This is a genomic window from Salmonella sp. A1325 (genome assembly GCF_056991255.1).
Genome location: NZ_JAMLWO010000028.1, coordinates 1 through 1,004 on the forward strand (window position 1 = coordinate 1; position 1,004 = coordinate 1,004).

Below are 1,004 nucleotides of genomic sequence, written 5' to 3' on the forward strand. Positions count from 1 at the left end.
GCTATCGAGGCGGGTGTTGACGGCGTGGACACGGCGATTTCCTCCATGAGCGCCACCTACGGCCACCCGGCCACCGAGGCGCTGGTGGCGACGTTGGCAGGTACTGAGCATGACACCGGTCTGGATATCCTGAAGCTGGAGAGCATCGCCGCGTACTTCCGCGAGGTGCGCAAAAAGTATCACGCCTTTGAAGGCCAGCTGAAGGGCTACGACAGCCGTATTCTGGTGGCCCAGGTGCCGGGCGGAATGCTCACTAACCTCGAAAGCCAGCTGAAGCAGCAGAACGCGGCGGACAAACTCGACCAGGTGCTGGCGGAAATCCCCCGCGTGCGCGAGGACCTCGGCTTTATCCCGCTGGTGACCCCGACCTCGCAGATTGTCGGCACCCAGGCGGTGCTCAACGTCCTGACCGGCGAACGCTACAAAACCATCGCCAAAGAGACCGCCGGCATTCTGAAAGGCGAATACGGCCACACTCCGGTGCCGGTCAACGCCGCGCTACAGGCCCGCGTGCTGGAAGGGGGCGCTCCGGTGACCTGCCGCCCGGCGGACCTGCTGAAGCCGGAGCTGGCTGAACTGGAAGCGGACGTCAGGCGCCAGGCGCAGGAGAAGGGCATTACTCTGGCGGGAAACGCCATCGACGACGTGCTCACCGTGGCGCTGTTCCCGCAAATCGGCCTCAAATTCCTTGAGAACCGCCACAACCCGGCGGCGTTTGAGCCACTGCCGCAGGCGGAAGCCGCGCAGCCTGCCGCAGCCCCGGCAAAACCTGCCGCCTCCGGTATCTACACCGTGGAAGTGGAAGGCAAGGCCTTTGTGGTGAAGGTCAGCGACGGCGGCGATATCAGCCAGCTCACTGCTGCCACCCCGTCTTCCGCACCGGTTCAGGCTGCCGCCCCGGCAGGCGCCGGCACCCCGGTCACCGCGCCGCTGGCGGGCAACATCTGGAAGGTGATTGCCACCGAGGGCCAGACGGTGGCCGAAGGCGACGTGCTGCTGATTCT

General features: G+C 65.6%; 1 protein-coding gene. It reads left to right on the forward strand.

Annotated elements, in window-relative coordinates; genetic code table 11:
* On the forward strand, positions 1-1,004 hold a 1,004-nt coding region (locus NAZ64_RS22340), incomplete at both ends, for an acetyl-CoA carboxylase biotin carboxylase subunit family protein (protein WP_483641036.1).